This window comes from Vibrio sp. YYF0003 (assembly GCF_036350715.1).
GTDB classification, from domain to species: domain Bacteria; phylum Pseudomonadota; class Gammaproteobacteria; order Enterobacterales; family Vibrionaceae; genus Vibrio; species Vibrio natriegens.
On the sequence record NZ_JAZDWA010000001.1, the window covers coordinates 1,339,427 to 1,358,705 of the forward strand.

The window sequence follows — 19,279 nt, forward strand, 5'->3', positions numbered from 1 at the left end:
GTGACGACCAATCCGGCCGTCACCGAAAGTGAGCTTACAGCCCTTTTTTCGCCAGTTCGTCTTTGAAGTTGTCACGAGTGATAAGAACAACGTCCGTAACTTCAACAAACTTCTCAGGTTGAACGTCTTCTTTTACCCACTTGTATAGAGACTCGATACTCTTGTAGCCGTGTACGTCCGGGCTAGGTAGTAGTGAACCGTAAAAACCGGTCGGTTGAGATTTCGCAAGTTCGTTAACCGCATCCACACCGTTGATACCAATGCCAATTACGTTGTCTGAACCGAAGCCCTGACCTTCCGTTGCTCGTACGCCGCCTAATACTGTGTTGTCGTTCATACCAACAATTAGCCATTGCTTAACAGTTGGGTATTGAACTAGTAGAGAGTTCGCAGCGTCCAGTGCTCCTGGAATATCATTGGTTTTGGTTGGTACGCGGTAAATTTGATCAGCTGGGAATCCAGATTGCTCCAGAGCCGAGATAGCACCGTCTACGCGGCGACGTGCCGTATCAAGTTCGTCCGCAGTGATTGCCATAACGCCAGTTGTCGAAGCATCCCAGCTACGCTTCTGCATTTCTTTGTACAGCTCTGTACCTTGACGTTCACCGATAGCAGTCGCTGCCATCATAACCAATGGTACGTCTGTCATTGGCTCGCCTTTCGCGTTTAGGAACTGGTCATCAACAGTGACCACTTTTAGATCATAGCTTTTCGCTTTCGCCATGATTGCAGGACCTAATTTAGGGTCAGGAGTACAGATAACGAAGCCTTTCGCGCCTTGCGCCGCTAGAGTGTCGATAGCATTCAGGGTTTTTTCGCCATCTGGCACCGCCATTTTTACTACTTCAAAGCCTAAATCTTTACCGGCTTTTTCAGCAAATGACCATTCCGTTTGGAACCATGGCTCTTCAGGTTGCTTAACTAGGTAGCCTAGTCGGGTGTCATCATTTGAACCGAAAAATGCGTTGGCCGAAGCACTAAGCATAGTTACGCCAGATAGGGCAGCGATTGTGAGTAGTTTTTTTAGTTTCATTGTTATCCATCCACTGGTAGAGGTGAGTGTTCGCTATACATATTTGTGGATTTAGGGACATTTGTTAGTGACAAAAATCACAGCGGAAAAATGTAGCGAATTTGTCCATTCATTTAGCCAGTGTGGCTATGACACAGATCTCAATTATGCGACCAATGATCCAAATTCTCAGTAAGCAACCCGATACCAGCCTAATGCAAACGTTGAATTCGCTGGTTTCTTGCTTTTCCGACCTGACAGAAGAAGGTGTTAAAAAGAACACAAAAAATCGTCCATGACGTTTTTGTCCATAAAGTTAGCAGACCTCTTTATGGGATAACGTCCCTCCTCTAGCTATAACAACAAGTAGATTTAGTTTGCTGACCAAAAGCTGGAGCAGTCATGGACACATTAAACACACAACAACAGCATGTCATTGGTTTGGACTTCGGTTCAGACTCCGTACGTGCCCTTATCGTAAATGCACAAACAGGCAGTGAAGTATCTTCGTCTGTCGTCTATTACCCGCGATGGATGAAAGGGCTATATTGTCAGCCTGCTCAATCTCAATTCAGACATCACCCTCAAGACTATCTGGATGCAATGACCAGTGCGATCCAAGAAGTATTGACCACGGTATCACCTGAGCTGGCCTCTTCCATCGTTGGTATCGGTGTCGATACCACAGGATCAACACCAGCCCCAATTGATGAAAACGGCAACATCCTGGCATTACTACCAGAGTTCGAGAACAACCCAAATGCGATGTTTGTCCTTTGGAAAGATCACACGTCGGTAACTAAGGCGGATCTGATTAACGAGCTTGCCCACTCAGGTGATTTCACCGATTACACCCGTTACATCGGTGGTATTTATTCATCGGAATGGTTCTGGGCTAAAGCCGCTTGGGTCAGCGAACAAGACGAACAAGTCGCTAAAAGCGCGTACAGCTGGGTAGAACTTTGTGACTGGATTCCAGCGATTCTCGCTGACGCTCAGCATCCGCAAAAACTGCGTCGCGGTATTTGTGCTGCCGGACATAAAGCCATGTGGCACGACAGCTGGGGTGGCCTGCCTGACCAAGCGTTTTTGAGCGCGATTTCTCCAACACTGGATGGCATACGCGATCGTATGTTCACAGAAGTATTCACTTCGGACCAAGCCGCTGGTTTCCTGTCAAAAGCATGGGCAGAAAAACTGGGCTTGCCAGAAGGCATTGCGATTGCAATTGGCGAGTTTGACTGTCACATGGGCGCGGTGGGTGCAGGTGCCGGTGCCAATGATTTGGTTAAAGTGATTGGTACCTCTACGTGTGACATCTTGATGGTTGAAGCCGATCAGGTTGGCGATCGCACCATTCACGGCATTTGTGGCCAGGTTGAAGGTAGTGCGATGCCAGAGCTACTGGCGCTAGAAGCAGGACAATCTGCATTTGGTGATATGTACGCTTGGTTTAAGAACGTTCTGATGTGGCCACTGCAGGCTTACGCTGAGCGCAATCCAGACTTTGCAAAAACCGCTGACGAAATTGCGTCTGACTTATTGCCAATGCTTTCGCAAGCCGCGGAGCAACAGGGTATCGACAAATACACACCTGTCGCGATGGACTGGCTCAATGGCCGACGCACACCATACGCCAACCAACGACTAAAAGGTGCTATCAGTGATTTGAACCTAGGCAGTGCTTCACCAGCTATCTTCTCAGCGTTGGTTGAATCAACGGCTCACGGTGCCAAAGCGATTGTGGATTGCTTCATCGAGCAAGACGTCAAGGTTGAACGCGTGATTGCCATCGGTGGTATTGCGCAGAAATCCCCGTTCGTGATGCAGATGTGTGCGGATGTGATTGGTCGAGAAATCATCGTGGTTGAGTCGGATCAATGCTGTGCATTAGGGGCAGCAATATTTGCGGCAGTCGCAGCAGGTGTTTACCCAGACACCAAAGCAGCGCAAGACGTAATGGCAAGCCCTGTTCGTCAAACATACTCACCAAACCCGCAAGTACAAGTTTTGCGAGCAGAGCGTTACGCGACGTATCGTCAACTCGGTCAACACATGGAACAAATGGCAGAGTTCCATCAATCTCAGGAGCGTGAAGATGTCTGAACAAACAACATGGAATGACGTGGACTCCTTCGCTGAACGCATGAAAACGCTTCGTCATCAGGTGTGGCAGGCGAACATGGATCTTCAGCGACATAACCTCGTGACCTTCACCTGGGGCAATGTTTCAGGCATCGATCGCGAATCAGGTTTAGTGGTGATTAAGCCAAGTGGCGTCGAATACAGCGAACTCAGTGCGGAAAACATGGTGGTTGTGGATCTGCAAGGCGAAATCATTGAAGGCAATCTTAAGCCTTCTTCTGATACCGCGACGCATCTAGAGCTATACCGCCAGTTCCCGTCAATCGGCGGCATCGTGCATACCCACTCGTCTTATGCGACGTCATGGGCGCAAGCGGGCGCAGCGATTCCAGCCTTTGGCACCACGCACGCGGACTACTTCTACGGTCATATTCCTTGTGCCCGCGCTTTGACTCAACAAGAGATTGAAAGCGACTACGAGCTGAACACCGGCAAAGTCATCGTTGAAACGATTGGCGCAACTGATCCAATGGCGATTCCCGGAATTTTGGTTCGCGAGCACGCGCCATTTACCTGGGGAACCGACCCACATAACGCAGTACATAACGCCGTGGTGGTGGAAGAAGTGGCAAAAATGGCGTTCCGAACACTCTCTATCAACCCGAGCACGTTACCGATTCCACAGACCTTGCTGGATAAGCACTACTTACGCAAGCACGGTAAAGACGCGTACTACGGACAAAAATAATCAACAATTGTCGCCTGGCAAGTAGCGAGGCGACTAATGTGACACAGAATAACAGAGGCACTTATGAAAGATTTAACAAACAAATCTGTATGGTTTATCACCGGTTCACAGCACCTATACGGTCCTAAAGTATTGGAGCAAGTGGCAAAGAACAGCGAAGAGATCGTGGCTGGTTTCAACCAGAGCAACGATGTGTGCGTGCCTGTTGTATGTAAAGAAACAGTGAAGTCGCCAGAAGAAATCCTTAACGTATGCCAGCAAGCAAACAACGATGAAAACTGTCTGGGTGTAGTGCTATGGATGCACACTTTCTCTCCAGCAAAAATGTGGATTTCAGGTCTTAAGCAACTGAATAAACCGTTTGTTCATCTCCACACCCAGTTCAGCGAAGCGCTGCCTTGGGAAAGCATCGACATGAACTACATGAACCTGAACCAAAGTGCGCACGGTGACCGTGAATTTGGCTTTATCGGTACGCGTCTTGGCTTGGACCGCCGCGTTATCGTTGGTCACTGGCAGAAACCTTCTGTACGTAAGCAGCTCGACCACTGGTGTCGCGCGGCAATTGGTTGGCACGAAAGCCATACTCTGCGTGTCGCTCGTTTTGGCGATAACATGCGCCAGGTAGCGGTAACTGAAGGTAACAAGGTTAGCGCACAAATCGAATTTGGCTTTGAAGTACACGCCTACGGTTTGGGTGAACTGACTGAAGTCGTGAACAAAGTCGAAGACAGCGCAATCAATGCCCTGCTGGAAGAGTACCGCTCAACGTACCGAATCGCTCCGGAGATTTTTGAAACGCCAGAACAGTTGGAAATTCTTAAGAATGAAGCGCGCCTTGAACTAGGCATGGAAACCTTCCTGCAAGAGCGCGGCTGTATGGCGTTTGTGAACACGTTTGAAAACCTGACTGGTTTGACTAACCTACCTGGTTTGGCAACACAACGCCTAATGGAAAAAGGCTATGGTTACGGCGGCGAAGGCGACTGGAAAACGGCCGCGCTGACACGCATCATCAAAACCATGGGTCAAGGTCTACCAGGCGGTACGTCGTTCATGGAAGACTACACCTACAACCTAACTGGTGAAGGCCAGGTTCTGGGCGCTCACATGTTGGAAGTGTGCCCGACGATCGCCGCTGACAAGCCATCAATTGAGATTCATCGCCATACTATCGGTAAAACTGACGATGTCGCACGTGCGATCTTCAGCGCGAAATCTGGCCCTGCATTAGTGGCAACCCTGATTGATTTGGGTAACCGCTTCCGCTTGTTGGTGAATGAAATTGATACCGTAACACCACCATCAGATCTACCGAACTTGCCTGTGGCACACGCGCTTTGGGAACCTCAGCCTAACCTGGAAGTATCTGCGGCTTCATGGATTCATGCGGGTGGCGCGCACCACAGCGTATACACGCAAAACGTCACTTTAGATATGCTAGAAGACTTCGCTGAGTTTGCGGGTATCGAGCTGGTTGTGATTGACAAGAACACCACCATCCGTGACTTCAAAACAGAGCTGAAACACAACAGTCTGTTCTACCGTTTTAGCAGCGGTATCTAAAAACACGCATGCACCTATTCGGCTGAGGGGGTCAGTCGAGTAGGTGTTTCGCTATATTTTGAACATCCAACTTCCCGCACATCATGCCACCCTCCCTATTAGCTTGAACAATTCCCTACCTCTCGTTTTCGTTACCTATTTTTTTACTGCGCAAAGTAATCGAGTAGAATTTGTGGGTTATGCGTATGCCAAAGGAACAAGGATAGCAGTGCGGTCTGTGACAACTATACTGATAAATCCATGCTTAGCATGACAGGTTGTGGCGTAGCGATGTGATATGCGAACTAGGTGCCTGCCATCGCAACAACATAATGGCTGCAACCGATAATTATGGTGAAGCGTTAAAACAACGACTTAAACAACGCCTCCCACTCTGGTTTACTTTTTTGCCGCGCGATTTTGCGGCAAGTTTTAATGCTGTTATACGGAAAATAGAATGCAAAACGATCCCTTGAAACCTGGATATGACTTCAATGCTCATTTAGTTGCGGGTTTAACGCCAATCTCAAAAGGCAACGATCTAGACTTTGTTATTGACCGTCCTCATGGGATGAAGGGCTTTATCATCAATTTGACGGTAAAAGGTCAGGGCACCGTATTTCACGGTGACGAATCCTTTACGGTTAATGAAGGCGATTTACTACTCTTTCCAACGGGTGTACCGCACTACTACCACCGCTCAGAAGAGGCTGAAGACTGGCATCATCGCTGGATCTATTTTCGCCCGCGCGCCTACTGGATAAACCGTCTCAAGTGGGAAAGCTGCATCAACGGTGTGTTTATCACTAAAGGTGTGCACATTGACGCTCAGGAAAAGCTCGAGCAGCTGTTTAAGCAGATTGAAGACCTGAGTAAAAAGGACGAGCCCTACAGCGATGAGTTGACGCTCAACTTGCTAGAGCAGCTATTGATACGCTGTAAAATGAACCAGCCGAACCTGATCAAGAAACTCGTTGATCCAAGAATCACCAACGTGTTGAATTACATGGCCAAACACCTCAATGAAGATTTCAGCAACGAAAAATTAGCCGATCTTGTGTGTTTGTCGCCCTCCAGATTGGGGCATTTATTCCGCGACGAGGTTGGGATGACGATTATCCAGTGGCGTGATGACCAACGAATCAGCCGTGCGAAACAGTTACTGGTGACATCGAACTATTCCATCAACCAAATTTCTCGCTTGATTGGCTATTCGGACCCACTCTATTTTTCGCGCGTGTTTAAGAACAAAGCCGGGCTAAGCCCGAAACTCTATCGTGAGAAAGTGATGTAAGTAACCTTAAGACGCTGAGTATACATGTCGGGCAGGAATCTCTCCTGCCCGAATTATTTATGATTATTGAAAGTTGAACTGGTAACTGGTTTGATGCTGATAGAACGACTTTTGAGTAATAAAGCGTTTGTTCGCCTCTGGCCATTCTGGGTGGTTTGGGCAATCCGGTAAGAACTGAGTTTCAAGCGCTAGGCCTTGATAATCGCGATACTCCCCATTGCGAGAAGGCGTACCTGCCAAGAAGTTACCGCTGTAAAACTGAATCGCAGGTTTATCGGTAAACACTGACATCTCCACCAGCTTATCTGAGCTAGTCAGGCGAGCGATAGTGCTGACGCCATCCGTTAACTCTTCGGGTAAGGTAAAAGCGTGGTCATAGCCTTTGGCTAGCTTCTGGTCTTCATCCTCTAACAATCGATCTCTGATTACCTGAGAGCGACCAAAGTCAAAACTGCTCCCTTGTACTGCTTTCAGCTCGCCAGTTGGTATGAGATCTTCATCAGTCGGCAGGTATTCGTTGGCCAGCAATTGCAGCTCATGATCGAGAATGGTTTTGCCAGATTCCGCGCCGTCTAAATTAAAGTAGGCGTGGTTGGTCAGGTTTATTGGACAGTCCTGGTCACAAATCGCCGAGTATTCGATGCACAGCTGATTGTTTTCCGTCAGCGTATAAGCCACTTCAGCAGTAAGATTCCCCGGGAAACCCTGGTCACCGTCGGGAGACATCAAACAGTAAGTAATGTGTGAATCGCTTTTGTCTTTCACTAGCCAGCGGCGTTTATCAAAACCTTCAATACCGCCATGTAGGCTATTGCCATTATTGTTGCGAGTAATTGAATAGGTTTGTCCGTTTAAGTTGAACTGCCCCTTAGCAATGCGGTTGGCGAACCGGCCAATAGTCGCACCTAAAAAAGCAGAATGAGACTGATAATCGTGCAGCGAGGTCATGCCGAGCAGAACTTCTCTTGGCCCAGAGGAAGTCGGAAGCTGACAACTTAGCCATGTGGCACCAATGTCCATAAAGGTGGCTGTCATGCCGTGATGATTACGTAGTATATGAACCGTCGCAGGCTTACCATCGGTGAAAAGATCGTGCTCAATCGCAGCCTTGATCGAGTCGGGTGGGATAATGCTGTTGGGCATAGAGGCTCCTTTCAAAAACACAGTACCTGCAAATCGCAGGTACTGATATAACAGGATTAAATCGCTTCGCCGAAGAGTGGGAAACCATCTTTCCAAATGAGGCGTTTGATACGCGTATGGCGGTTAGGGTCCCAGAGTGGGTCGCCTTCAATTTCGGTGTAATCACGCGCATGATAAACCAATAGGTCGTGGCCTTCTTCATCAACGGTAAAGCTGTTGTGACCTGGCCCGTAAATCTTTTTCTCCCAGTTGGTTTTAAACACGGGTTGTTTGGATTTCACCCAGCTTTTCGGGTCTAGCAGGTCACTACTTTCATCTGCATAGAGCAACCCCATGCAATAGTTTTCGTCGGTCGCACTGGCGGAATACGTCATCCAGAATTTACCATGGCGGTGAATTACCGATGGCCCTTCATTAACCCAAAAGCCGATTTGCTCCCACTCAAACTCTGGAATTGTCAGGCACTGTGGCGCGGTACGCAGCTTAGTTGGCGTTTCCAACTCAGCAATGTACAAGTTTGAGTTGCCGCCGATGTTGTTGTCCTTTTGCGCCCACACGTAGTAGTTAACGCCATTGTGACTGAACGAGGTCGCGTCTAAGCAGAAGGTATCCATACCAGTGTCGATTTGCCCTTCGAACGTCCATTCCGGTGTGATCGGATTCGGGTTCGAATTCGATATCGCGTACATACGGTGCTGGAACAAGCCATCGATGATTTCTCTAGACGGTGCGGCAGCAAAGTAGACATACCAAGCGTTATCGATAAAGTGCAGCTCTGGCGCCCAGATTAAATCACTGTATGGGCCTGTATCAGGCTTGTACCATGCGTTGATCAGTTCGCTGGTCGTGTCGAGCTCCGCGATGGTCTTTGCTCGACGAATCTCAATGCGATCGTATTCCGGTACCGAAGCGGTGAAATAGTAGTAGCCATCCGTGTGTTTGTAGATGTGCGGATCGGCACGCTGCTCGATAATAGGGTTTACGAAATCAGTCATACTGCTTACCTTAATTTGCGTAATTTGATTGTGGTTTTGAAGATTGAACGTCGCTTAGGTTTTTCTCTTCTTCCAGGATGTTCGTTGCCGTCATCGACTGGTAGTACTTATCGGTCACTTTGTATTTGAACATCAGCGAACCCATTAAGAAGTGGAAGAAACCAGGGATCACCGTCAGCATCAGTGCGATACCAGTCAGTGCGTAATCCGATTGCGCTTCATTTGGTACGTAGTTGAAGAATGTCAGTAGCCAACCTACCACTGCGCCGCCGATACCCATACCTAGTTTTTGGCTAAATGAGATGCCGCCAAACGCAAGACCAGACACACGTTGACCAGTTTTGTAAGCGCCGTAGTCGACCGCTTCCGCAATGGCTGACCAGAACACTGGCGCGTGTAAATCCACCACGAACGAAACTAAGAAATACAACACGAAAGCCAACGCCAAATCGTCACGACCAACGAACACGTAAAGCATCGCACTCAGTAACAGTACCGCGACCTGGCTGTAACGGAACAGTTTAATTTTACAGTACTTTTTAGTAATCCAAGTTGATGCCACCATCGCCAGAATCGCCGCGCCGACACCCGTCGCAAGGAAGGCTGAAATTGTGCCTGCGTCACCACCGAGGTAGTACTTAGCGTAATACGCAGCCACTGAACCACGAATTACGTAGCCGATAGTGCCCGTGACACATACCGCGCAAAGCACCAGCCATTGGTCGTTTTGCATCAACAACTTAACTTGGTCTTTAAATGATTTTTTGTCGACCACGTGTTCAATACGTTCTTTGGTGGTCGCGAAACAGAACAAGAACAGCAGTGTGCCCATCAGTCCCATAAGCCCCATCGAGTATTGGTAACCCAATTGAATGTTGTCTTGACCCCAAGCCGCTGATAGCTGCGGTACGATAATGGTGACCAGAAACGCCGCGATTTTAGCGAAGAATAAGCGATAGCCGTTCGCAGACAATCGCTCTTTCGGGTCATCGGTCATCACACTGATGAGGGAAATGTAAGGAATGGTCACCGCGGTAAACATGACTGTGACAAAGATGTACGTCGCGTAAGCGTAAACCAGCTTGGTGTTGTAATCGCCATCTGGCGTGCTGAAAGCGAGGTACACCGAGATTCCGAAAGGAATGGCTAGAAACAGCAGATACTGGCGGTAACGTCCCCAACGAGAGGTAAACTTATCAGTAATCATACCCATCACCGGGTCGGTCACTGCGTCGATTAATCGAACCACGATAAATAGCATCGCTAAGTCTTCGGGTTTAATACCAAAAATATCCGTATAGAAGAAGGTAATGATTAACATCATTGATGAAATCACCACGTTGACCGCCATGTCACCGGCTCCGAAACCGATTTTTTCAAGGACAGGTAATTTATATTTATACATAGGGACGAATCCATTGTTTTCACGATGACAGGGATACTACTTAGGAATCAGAGGTCTGGCTGTTAGGAATCTCATAGATACATGGTGATAGCGGTTTTGTGCATGCCTTCAGCCAATCTGTTTATGTGACAGGATGCGAATCAAGATGTCAGGACGAATAAATTACGATAACTACGGCAGCACAACCTTATATAAGACAATCAGTCACAGGTTGGAGTAAGGTTATCTTGAACACGACGCAGACACTGACTACAATGACGCACTTTCTTTACGGAATCCAGGTCATAAAATGAACGACACTACTAAACCAGCTCTACCAGATCGCCTTGCAGGTAACCCTCGTAGCCCATTCTTCGTGAAAGAGTGCTTCGACCACCAAATCGGTATTCGTTTCAACGGCAAAGAACGTACTGACGTTGAAGAATACTGCGTGAGCGAAGGCTGGGTAAAAATCGCGTCTCCAAAAGCAAAAGACCGTTTCGGTAACCCAATGCTGATCAAACTGAAAGGCGAAGTTGAAGCGTACTACGTGTAAGCCTTCCTTTCTGCTCATAAAGCCTGGTTTATCCAGGCTTTATTGTTTCTAGAACCACGCATCTGTGTTTCTATGTTATTTGGCAAATAGAAAAGTTTAGGACATAAAAAAGGCCAGCTTTGATAGCTGACCTCTTCGATAAAACTCATCCACTAAGCGGCGCTTAATAACCCTTCCAAGGCACCAGCTTTTTCTCCAGATAACGCATAAACAAATCAAACGCGTAAGCAATCACACCGATAATAATAATGCCTGCGATCACAACGTCTGTGACAAGGAATTCTGCGGCATTGAGCACCATAAAGCCAATCCCCGCTTCTGCTGCCACCATTTCACTCGCCACCAGCGTGGTCCAGCCAAAGCCAATACCGATACGCAGACCCGTCAGAATTTCAGGCATCGCACTTTTGATGATGACGTGATAAAGCACCTGAGCTTTGGAAGCCCCCATGGAATACGCCGCCTGAATCTGTTCACTACGCGCTGAATTCACACCCGCTCGGGCACTCAATGCGATTGGCGCGAACATCGCCAGATAAATCAACGTCACTTTACTGGTTTCATCGATACCAAGCCAGATGATCACCAAAGGCAGGTAAGCAAGTGGAGGTAAAGGGCGGTAAAACTCAATCAAGGGATCGAAGATGCCGCGAATCCACACATTAGAGCCGATAAGAATACCAATTGGCACAGCGGTAACAACGGCGAGGATAAACGCACCAAATACGCGCCCTAAACTTGCGGCCAGATGCTCCGTGAGTGACACGCCAGAAAAACCATTGACCACCAAGTCACCAAAACGCTCTATCACTGCACTCGGAGCGGGCAAAAATAGCGGTTTTACCCAGCCCATTTCGGTGACCAGTGCCCATAGTGCGATAAAGAAAATACTCGCAATAACCGACACTAATCGAGAGTCGCCCTGCCCCGGCTCGCCATAATAGTTGCCCGGTACTAAAGTCTTCTTCTTTATTGCTTTGATAAGCGCATAAAAAGGGGGCGTCTTGTGAATCACACTATCTTGCTTGCGTTCTTCAACCGTCACTTGTTTGGTTTGGTCCTGTACGCGATCTTGTTTCATTTCCGTTTCTGCGGATGTTTCTGTAACCGCACCTGTTCCTGTAACCATAGCTGCTTGAGTCATTACGCCACCTCCGGTACTTCATCTTGGTGAATGATGGAAAGGATCTTTTCTCGCATCTCGATAAAATCAGGCATCGACTTAACGGCTCGTGCATCCCGACATTCCAAAAAGCGTTTGTTGAAGTCCAGGTCAAAGCTATGGGTAATACGCCCCGGTCTTGGCGACATCACGATGAGGCGAGATGCCATAAACAGAGCTTCTTCGACACTATGAGTGATAAAGAACATCATTTTGTTGGTGGTCTGCCACGCATCGAGAAGCAGCTCTTGTAAGGTCTCGCGGGTAAGCGCATCAAGTGCACCTAACGGCTCATCCAGTAACAGAATGCTCGGGTCGTTCGTCAGAGCTCGGGCTATCCCAACACGCTGCTGCATACCGCCAGAAAGTTGATACACCTTGTGCTGATGAAAATCTTCCAAACCAACTAATTTCAGGTATTTGGCTGCGCGTTCCAGGCGTTCTTCTTTGCTCACACCTCTAAGCTTTAAACCAAATGCTGTGTTTTCGATGACGTTAAGCCAAGGAAATAACGCATGTTTTTGAAACACCACGCCTCGGTCAGCGCTCGGGCCCACAATTTGGTCGCCAATATCACGCCCTAAAGCCACACGAGGTAATCCTTCCACCGATGAGTTGCCCAAGGTTAAATACCCTTCTGTTGGAGTGATAAAGCCAGCCATCAAATTCAATAGCGTCGTTTTGCCACAACCCGAAGCTCCGAGTGCAACGACCAGATCCCCTTGTTCTATCTCCAAATTAACCCCCGATAGAGCAAGGACGGGTTCTCCTCCCTGACGATCTTCATACACGACCGACACGTCTTCTATTTTCAGTGTTTTCTCTGTAGACATACGATACTTCCTTGTATTTGTAGATGTGATTACTGAGCTTTCGCTGCTTCGGCGTAACTTGGGTTAACAAATACGCTGTAATCTGGCATCAGTGCCGATATCTTCTTCTCTTTCAACAGAAAAGCAGACGTTGCTTCGAGCGCCTTGCTCGCGCCTCCCTCTTTACCACAACCCAGCCATTGACATGACAACTGAGTATCCACATCCAGAAATTCATACAGGCTCATCGCGTCAACTGCGCCTTCTGGTTCACCACCAGCCAGTTTCGCGACTGAAACCGCCATTGGGTCTTTAGCGCTGAAGGTTTCTTTTCCAGCGCGGTATTGCTGATCAACACTCGCAACTACAGTGATAAATTTCGAAACGAAGTCACCGTTTTCAGCCGCAAACTGCTTGTTCGCAATCATTCCATCGAATGTCGGCTTGCCCCACGCGCTAAGTTGTTTTGAGCTAATAAGTACGCTGCCGTCTTGCTTGATCTTGCCCAAAGCAGGATCCCAGATAAACGCGCCGTCAATATCACCACGCTGCCAAGCCGCCATGATCGCATTCGGCTGCATGTTGATGAGCTTGACGTCTTTCTCGCTCAATCCAAATTGTTCTAGAGCAAATAGCATGTGAAAGTGGGTAGTAGAAACAAATGGAACCGCAATACGTTTACCTTTGAGATCGGCTGGCGAGTTAATACCACTGCCGTTTTTGACTACCAAGGCTTCTGCGTCTGCGATGTTTTCCATCACCCATACCAGTTCCATCTCAACGCCATTACTTGCCGCGCTCGCAATTGGGCTGGATCCAGCAACGGTCATATCGACAGCACCAGCCGCCATAGCCGTAATTGCTTTTGCGCCAGAATCAAACTTACGCCACTTGATGTCGTAACCAGTTTCTTTTTCAACCAGATTCTGATCAATGGCATACTTCATCGGATTGAACATTCCCTGGTAGCCGATCGTCACTTCTTTCGCTGCCCAGGTATTCATTGAACAAAGCAAAGTCCCCAGTAATACCGTTTTGCTCGCCAACTTGTTTTTCAGTGATTTATTCATCAGTGTCTTCATATCCACGTCCTTATGTGCTGTATGACATCTTCACATTACGAGTTGCTGTTGTGGTTAGGTAGTACCAGAGCATTTCTTTATTGGTCCAGTTACGCACCAATTCAGTGCGCCATCTTAGTGCATTTATTATCGGGTTTAATAACGAGAAAAAGCGCCTTGGCAATCCACGAAGGATCACCAAGGCGCTGTTGATTTTTATTGGTTTTAAATAGACGTTAAACCACAGGTTCTGCGACTTTTTCGGCAATGGCCACGTCAATAACATTCACGATTTCATCGGCTTGCTCTAGGGTGAGAGTCAATGGTGGACTTAGACACAAAGTGTTGTTGAGTCGTTCAAATGATCGATTGGTACGCCCGATAAGCACACCTCGCTTCATACACTTAGCCACAATATCGGCAGCAACGGCTTCCTTGACAGGTTCTTTGCTTGTTTTGTCTTCTACCAATTCAATACCAAGAAATAACCCTTTGCCTCGCACATCACCGACCATTTCATATTTCGATTTCAAGCGCTGAAGCTGCGCCATCAAATAGTCACCAACGTGAGCGGCGTTATTGATCAGGTTTTCTTCTTCAATGATTTTTAAGTTCTCTAATGCGGCGGCAGGGCCAATAGTGCAGCCGCCGAAAGTACTGATGTCTCGGAAGTAGCTGTATTTATCCGAAGGATCGTCTTTGAACTGTTGGAAAACTTCCTCTGTTGTCACGGTACAAGAGATAGCAGCGTAAGCCGATGCAACCCCTTTCGCCATCGTCACGATGTCTGGCTTGATACCATAATGTTGGTAGCCGAACCATTTGCCAGTGCGACCAACACCACACACCACTTCGTCAACGTGAATTAAAATATCGTACTTTTTACAGATACGTTGGATCTCTTCGTAGTAGCCTTTCGGCGGGGTGATCACGCCACCACCCGCCGTGATCGGCTCAACGACAATCGCACCTACGGTTTCTGGCCCTTCACGTAAAATCACCTCTTCTAATTGTTGTGCTGCTTTGATGCCGTAGTCATCGACACTGCCAAACTGAGAGCGATACTCACAGCAATGTGGAAATTCAACAAAGCCTGGGGTAAACGGGCCGTACTGTGCTCTGCGTTCTTCTTGCCCGGTGGAACTCAAGCATGTGATGGTTGTACCGTGATAGTCTCGCTCTCGGTAAAGGATCTTATGCTTTTTACCACCATACTTTTTGTGCGCAATCTGGCGTACGATTTTGTACGCTTTTTCATTCGCTTCAGAACCCGAGTTAGAAAAATAAACACGGCTCATCCCCGGCATTTTTTCGATGAGTTTACTGGCAAACTCCGCCATCACTGGAGATCCAGCGGAACCTGCAAAGTAGTTCAATTGCAACGCTTGGTTTTTTATCACCTCGGCAATTCGCTCGCGTCCATAGCCGACATTGACACACCACACACCACCTGAGCTCGCGTCCAAATAGCGATTGCCTTTAATATCCCAAACATACTCGTCTTTACCATGGGACATGATAAGCGGTGACTGGCTTTCAAATGCGGCATGTTGTGTTAAGTGATGCCAAACATGCGCTTTATCCCACGCTTCGACCTGTTCAACATCGCGCTGGGCTGGCTGCTGTGCCAAATGTGTTTGTCCGTAATCCATAAACGCTCTCCTTCGGTTTTCTTTCACCTTAGACAAGCTCCCTGTCTGGCATATAGATCCAGTTGTAGCTTTTTATGGGGTCAACACAGATTGCAGTAACTATTAAGTAAAAGGGAAGTTGGTACGGTTGATGCTTAGCGATTGTTAGTAGAATAAAACAGCACCGTTATAGGCGAGTTATGAAAAGTGAATATTTGATGCACATACAATTCTCTCCAGAGAGAAGCTTGCAAGAACAAATTAGGGAACACTTACTCGACGCAATGCGTAATGGCGTCTTCGAAGATAAAGCGTTACCTTCGTGCCGCAAGCTGGCATCAATGCTCAGAGTTTCTCGAAATACCGTTGTTCTCGTCTATGACAAACTGGTTGATGAAGGGTATTTGAAGTCGCAGGAGCGCAGTGGCTACTACCCAAATACAGAAGCATTACACGAAGATTTAAATATCGACGACACATCAACATCGCGTGATGAAGTCATTCTTGGTGCAAAACCTGCCCATTTTTGGACCAATCGAATTAAGAAAGATCTGCGTAATCAACGCAATATATCCAAGGCCAAAAACTGGCAAGATTACCCTTATCCGTTTTTGTTCGGACAACCTGACCACTCGATATTCCCTCTAAACCATTGGCGCGAATGCTGCCGCTTATCACAGCGTTCCGGTGTAGTAAAAGACTGGATATCAGACTCAATCGACAGTGATGACCCGGCACTTATCAAACAGCTACAAAATAACGTGCTCACCAAGCGCGGTATAAAAGCCCATCAGGAAGAAATTCTTATCACGATAGGTACACAAAATTCGTTGTATCTATTGGCAGAGCTGTTGGCAAATCAAGGAACGGCCATTGGTATTGAAGAGCCGGGCTACCCAGACGTGCGTAATATTTTTGCTTCTCGTGGCGCGCATATCGTACCTATTGGCATAGATTGCCAAGGGATTGAAATCAGCGACGAGTTAAAGCAGTGTGACTATGTCTACGTCACTCCGAGCCATCAAGTGCCCACCAATGTCACCATGTCGATGCAAAGGCGACAAGCACTGCTGGATGCCGCTGAAAAATATGACTTTGTGATCATAGAAGATGACTATGAGAGTGAAGTCAATGTGCTAAGTCAGGCGAGCCCATCACTCAAAAGTTTGGATACACATGGCCGAGTCATTTACATCGGTAGCTTATCCAAATCACTATCCCCAGGACTGAGATTAGGCTATATGGTCACTGAAAGGCCTTTGATTCAAGCAACACGTTCACTTCGACGCTTGATGTTCCGCCATCCACCAGCGAACAACCAACGCACCTGTGCACTGTTTATTTCGCTTGGTCATTACGACGCCTACTTGCGTAAGCTGAAAAATTGCTACCAAGAACGCTGGACTGAAATGCGAACTTCAATAGAAAAGCACCTGCCGCAATGTGTGACCACAGAAACGATGGGGGGCAGCTCATTCTGGCTGAAATTGCCTCGACCTATCGACTGTGAAGCTTTCGCCAAAAAAGCTCAAGATGCAGGAGTATTGGTAGAACCTGGAACCATTCACTTCGCCCGCTTCCATCTAGATAGCCGTCGATACATAAGACTCGGCTTCTCCGCGATAGACAAAGGCAAGATAGACGCCGGGATCCAAAAACTCGCCTCACTATTGTAAATCCGCCCGAAAGCAAGAGATTTACCGAACCAATAACCATACATTACGAACTTAACTCGTGATGGTTTTTTTATTATTTTTCATATCCTTACCTGTACCCATAAATAACCTCAACTGGTACTAAGGAATCCTTCCTAATCCAAGTAAATTAACATTAAGCATTACGGTTGGTTGATTAGAAAGGAAGGTCGCCGTGTCAGAATTTATCATTATTTCTACATTGATTGTTGCAGGTTTCATCAGAGGCTATACCGGCTTCGGTTTCTCAGCCTTGGTTATCCTAGTCCTTTCTTCTATGTACCCTGTTGCCGAAATGGTGCCTGCGGTACTGCTATTAGACTTGCTAGTTTGCTTGCCTTTGGTCGCTTCCGCGTGGAACAAAACCGATTTCAAAACACTGACCCCACTGCTGTGGGCAACGGGTCTTGGTGTACCTTTTGGTTACCTACTCTTGCTCTACCTGCCAGATAGTCTGCTTAAAGTGATCGTTCCGGGCGCGATACTTGCCCTTGCTGCACTCAGTCACAGCAAGCATGCCCTGACATTACAGCTATCACGGTCACCACTGTTATGTGGGTTTATGTCAGGCTGGACAACCAGTGCTGTGTCCGCAGGGGGCGCACCCGTTGTGATTTACATGCGCTATAGCAAGATGCCCATTGACGTGCAGCGCAATAGCTTAATCAGCTACTTCTTTCTTACTACCTGTTTTGTTGTCGGCAGTAGCTATGTGATGACCAAACAGTGGTACTTCATGCCCGATCACCCATTAGGTTATGCACTAATTGCAATGACGGCATTAATGGCAGGAAAACAGGCTTTTAAATACAAGAACTTAAATATCATTCATCAAGCGGCATTCTATCTGATGTTAATACTATCAGCTCTGGCGCTGCTCCGAGCAATTTGGATGCTCTAACGGAAAAAGGACATTGGCTATGAATCTACCAACTGTGTTTATCACTGGCGCAACATCGGGCTTTGGCCAAGCGGCAGCAAGATGTTTTGGTCATGAAGGCTACCAATTGGTGTTAACAGGCAGGCGTAAAGAACGTTTGAACGCGCTCGCGGATGAATTATCTCAAGACTGTGACATCCATATTGCGACAATAGATGTACGAGACGCTGAAGATGTGAAAGCGGTGATTGAACAATTACCAGAACAATTCAAGAACATCGAAATTTTGATTAACAACGCTGGCCTGGCATTAGGAGCAAGCCCAGCAAATGAAGCGTCACTCGATGATTGGCACACCATGATCGATACCAATGTCACTGGCCTGGTTAACGTCACGCACGCACTGTTGCCAATCCTGCTAGATCAACCAAAAGCGACCATTATCAATTTAGCCAGTATTGCCTCCAACTGGTGTTATCCGGGCGCACACGTCTACGGTGCCAGTAAAGCATTTGTGGCTCAATTTTCACGTAATTTACGTTCGGATTTCGCAGGCACGGGGCTCCGTATCACCAGTTTAGAGCCGGGCTTGTCTGAAAGTGAGTTCAGTTTAGTGCGCTTTAATGGGGATCAGGACAAGTACAATCAAATATACGATGGCACTAACCCACTGCAGCCAGAGGACATCGCAGACATCATGCTGTGGATAGCAGAGCAGCCAAGCCATATCAACATTAACAGCTTAGAAGTGATGCCAACTAGCCAAGCTTGGGACAACTTCAAAATTGTGAAGGCACCTACTATTAAAGCCTGCTGAAGAATGAGGAAAAACGAAACGCTCTGAATAACGACCGCCTACTCAAGTAGGTGGTTGAGATCGTAAACCCAAACTACCATCTCCCCGAACCACTCATCCATTCCCTTCTTTTTTGAGTACAAGTTGTCTGGAAGTCGACGTTAATCGCTATCGTTTTCAGTTTGTTGTACAGGGTCTGTTGACCTTTCGAGCTGATTTTTGCAGCAGTGTGTGGGTTCTTTATACAAGGCAGAGGCTTTGAAATGTAGTTACCCTACCTGATAAGCCGATAACACAGTAGAAAGGGCCCACAAACGCTGCCCGAAGGGTTCGAGCTGGGCGCCCCCGCTAAAAGCGTTTTACTCTTTGTTGAGAGGTGTTTTGCTTAGAATGACTAAGCTACAAACAACTAGCCGTCCGCCTCTCGCCTCGATTAAAACGCTTTTATCTCGAACAAAAATTAACCACGAAAGATAAACAG

At 47.5% G+C, this 19,279-nt stretch carries 16 protein-coding genes; 8 read left to right on the forward strand and 8 right to left on the reverse strand.

The genetic code is table 11. The annotated features are described in order from the left end of the window. Positions 1-34: 34 nt before the first annotated feature. A complete protein-coding gene (locus V1U08_RS05800) occupies positions 35-1,033 on the reverse strand; it encodes an arabinose ABC transporter substrate-binding protein (RefSeq protein ID WP_081280787.1) in 999 nt (332 codons plus the stop codon). 381 nt (positions 1,034-1,414) lie between these two features. On the opposite strand from V1U08_RS05800, the gene V1U08_RS05805 reads away from it, so the two are divergent. From V1U08_RS05805 to araC, 4 genes are all read left to right on the forward strand, one after another. Beyond that, complete coding sequence (locus V1U08_RS05805) at positions 1,415-3,118, forward strand: ribulokinase (protein ID WP_330470157.1); 1,704 nt, start codon at positions 1,415-1,417, stop codon at positions 3,116-3,118. After that, positions 3,111-3,845, forward strand: coding sequence for an L-ribulose-5-phosphate 4-epimerase (locus V1U08_RS05810; RefSeq protein WP_020335000.1), 735 nt, complete (start codon positions 3,111-3,113; stop codon positions 3,843-3,845). The genes V1U08_RS05805 and V1U08_RS05810 overlap by 8 nt, the downstream gene beginning before the upstream one ends. Before the next feature lie 63 nt (positions 3,846-3,908). Further along, a complete protein-coding gene (gene araA, locus V1U08_RS05815; protein WP_065300589.1) occupies positions 3,909-5,411 on the forward strand; it encodes an L-arabinose isomerase in 1,503 nt (500 codons plus the stop codon). A 436-nt stretch (positions 5,412-5,847) separates the two neighbouring features. After that, positions 5,848-6,684, forward strand: a complete 837-nt coding sequence (gene araC / locus V1U08_RS05820) for an arabinose operon transcriptional regulator AraC (protein WP_014235075.1) — start codon at positions 5,848-5,850, stop codon at positions 6,682-6,684. Positions 6,685-6,747: 63 nt separating this feature from the next. On the opposite strand, the gene galM is transcribed toward araC, so the two are convergent. From galM to V1U08_RS05835, 3 genes are read right to left on the reverse strand one after another with little or no spacing between them, the layout of a single operon-like run. Next, positions 6,748-7,827 carry a galactose-1-epimerase gene (gene galM / locus V1U08_RS05825; RefSeq protein WP_330470158.1) on the reverse strand — a complete coding sequence of 360 codons (1,080 nt, stop codon included), beginning with the start codon at positions 7,825-7,827 and terminating at the stop codon, positions 6,748-6,750. Between the two features lie 56 nt (positions 7,828-7,883). Continuing rightward, positions 7,884-8,822, reverse strand: a complete 939-nt coding sequence (locus tag V1U08_RS05830) for a glycoside hydrolase family 43 protein (RefSeq protein ID WP_330470159.1) — start codon at positions 8,820-8,822, stop codon at positions 7,884-7,886. A gap of 10 nt (positions 8,823-8,832) precedes the next feature. Further along, a complete protein-coding gene (locus tag V1U08_RS05835) occupies positions 8,833-10,227 on the reverse strand; it encodes an MFS transporter (RefSeq protein ID WP_020335004.1) in 1,395 nt (464 codons plus the stop codon). A gap of 289 nt (positions 10,228-10,516) precedes the next feature. Between V1U08_RS05835 and V1U08_RS05840 the strand changes: the two genes are divergently transcribed. Continuing rightward, positions 10,517-10,762 (forward strand): DUF3297 family protein, encoded by a 246-nt coding sequence (locus tag V1U08_RS05840; RefSeq protein ID WP_014235079.1) that lies wholly within the window; start codon positions 10,517-10,519, stop codon positions 10,760-10,762. 163 nt (positions 10,763-10,925) lie between these two features. Here V1U08_RS05840 and V1U08_RS05845 read toward each other — a convergent pair whose 3' ends face one another. The 4 genes from V1U08_RS05845 to V1U08_RS05860 form a co-directional block, all read right to left on the reverse strand. Next, positions 10,926-11,906, reverse strand: a complete 981-nt coding sequence (locus tag V1U08_RS05845) for an ABC transporter permease subunit (protein ID WP_263838981.1) — start codon at positions 11,904-11,906, stop codon at positions 10,926-10,928. After that, positions 11,906-12,757, reverse strand: a complete 852-nt coding sequence (locus V1U08_RS05850; protein WP_014235081.1) for a taurine ABC transporter ATP-binding protein — start codon at positions 12,755-12,757, stop codon at positions 11,906-11,908. Before V1U08_RS05850 ends, V1U08_RS05845 begins: the two co-directional genes overlap by 1 nt. A 29-nt stretch (positions 12,758-12,786) precedes the next feature. Further along, a complete protein-coding gene (gene tauA / locus V1U08_RS05855; protein ID WP_330470160.1) occupies positions 12,787-13,818 on the reverse strand; it encodes a taurine ABC transporter substrate-binding protein in 1,032 nt (343 codons plus the stop codon). Between the two features lie 215 nt (positions 13,819-14,033). Next, the gene (locus V1U08_RS05860) at positions 14,034-15,449 is read right to left on the reverse strand and encodes an aminotransferase family protein (RefSeq protein ID WP_020335007.1); all 1,416 of its coding nucleotides are present in this window, start codon (positions 15,447-15,449) and stop codon (positions 14,034-14,036) included. Between the two features lie 179 nt (positions 15,450-15,628). On the opposite strand from V1U08_RS05860, the gene pdxR reads away from it, so the two are divergent. From pdxR to V1U08_RS05875, 3 genes are all read left to right on the forward strand, one after another. Next, complete coding sequence (pdxR, locus tag V1U08_RS05865) at positions 15,629-17,104, forward strand: MocR-like pyridoxine biosynthesis transcription factor PdxR (RefSeq protein WP_024372629.1); 1,476 nt, start codon at positions 15,629-15,631, stop codon at positions 17,102-17,104. Positions 17,105-17,297: 193 nt separating this feature from the next. Beyond that, positions 17,298-18,023: a TSUP family transporter gene (locus tag V1U08_RS05870; protein ID WP_330470161.1), complete on the forward strand. Its 726-nt coding sequence runs from the start codon at positions 17,298-17,300 to the stop codon at positions 18,021-18,023. A gap of 19 nt (positions 18,024-18,042) precedes the next feature. After that, the gene (locus tag V1U08_RS05875; protein ID WP_330470162.1) at positions 18,043-18,819 is read left to right on the forward strand and encodes an SDR family NAD(P)-dependent oxidoreductase; all 777 of its coding nucleotides are present in this window, start codon (positions 18,043-18,045) and stop codon (positions 18,817-18,819) included. Positions 18,820-19,279 lie beyond the last annotated feature (460 nt).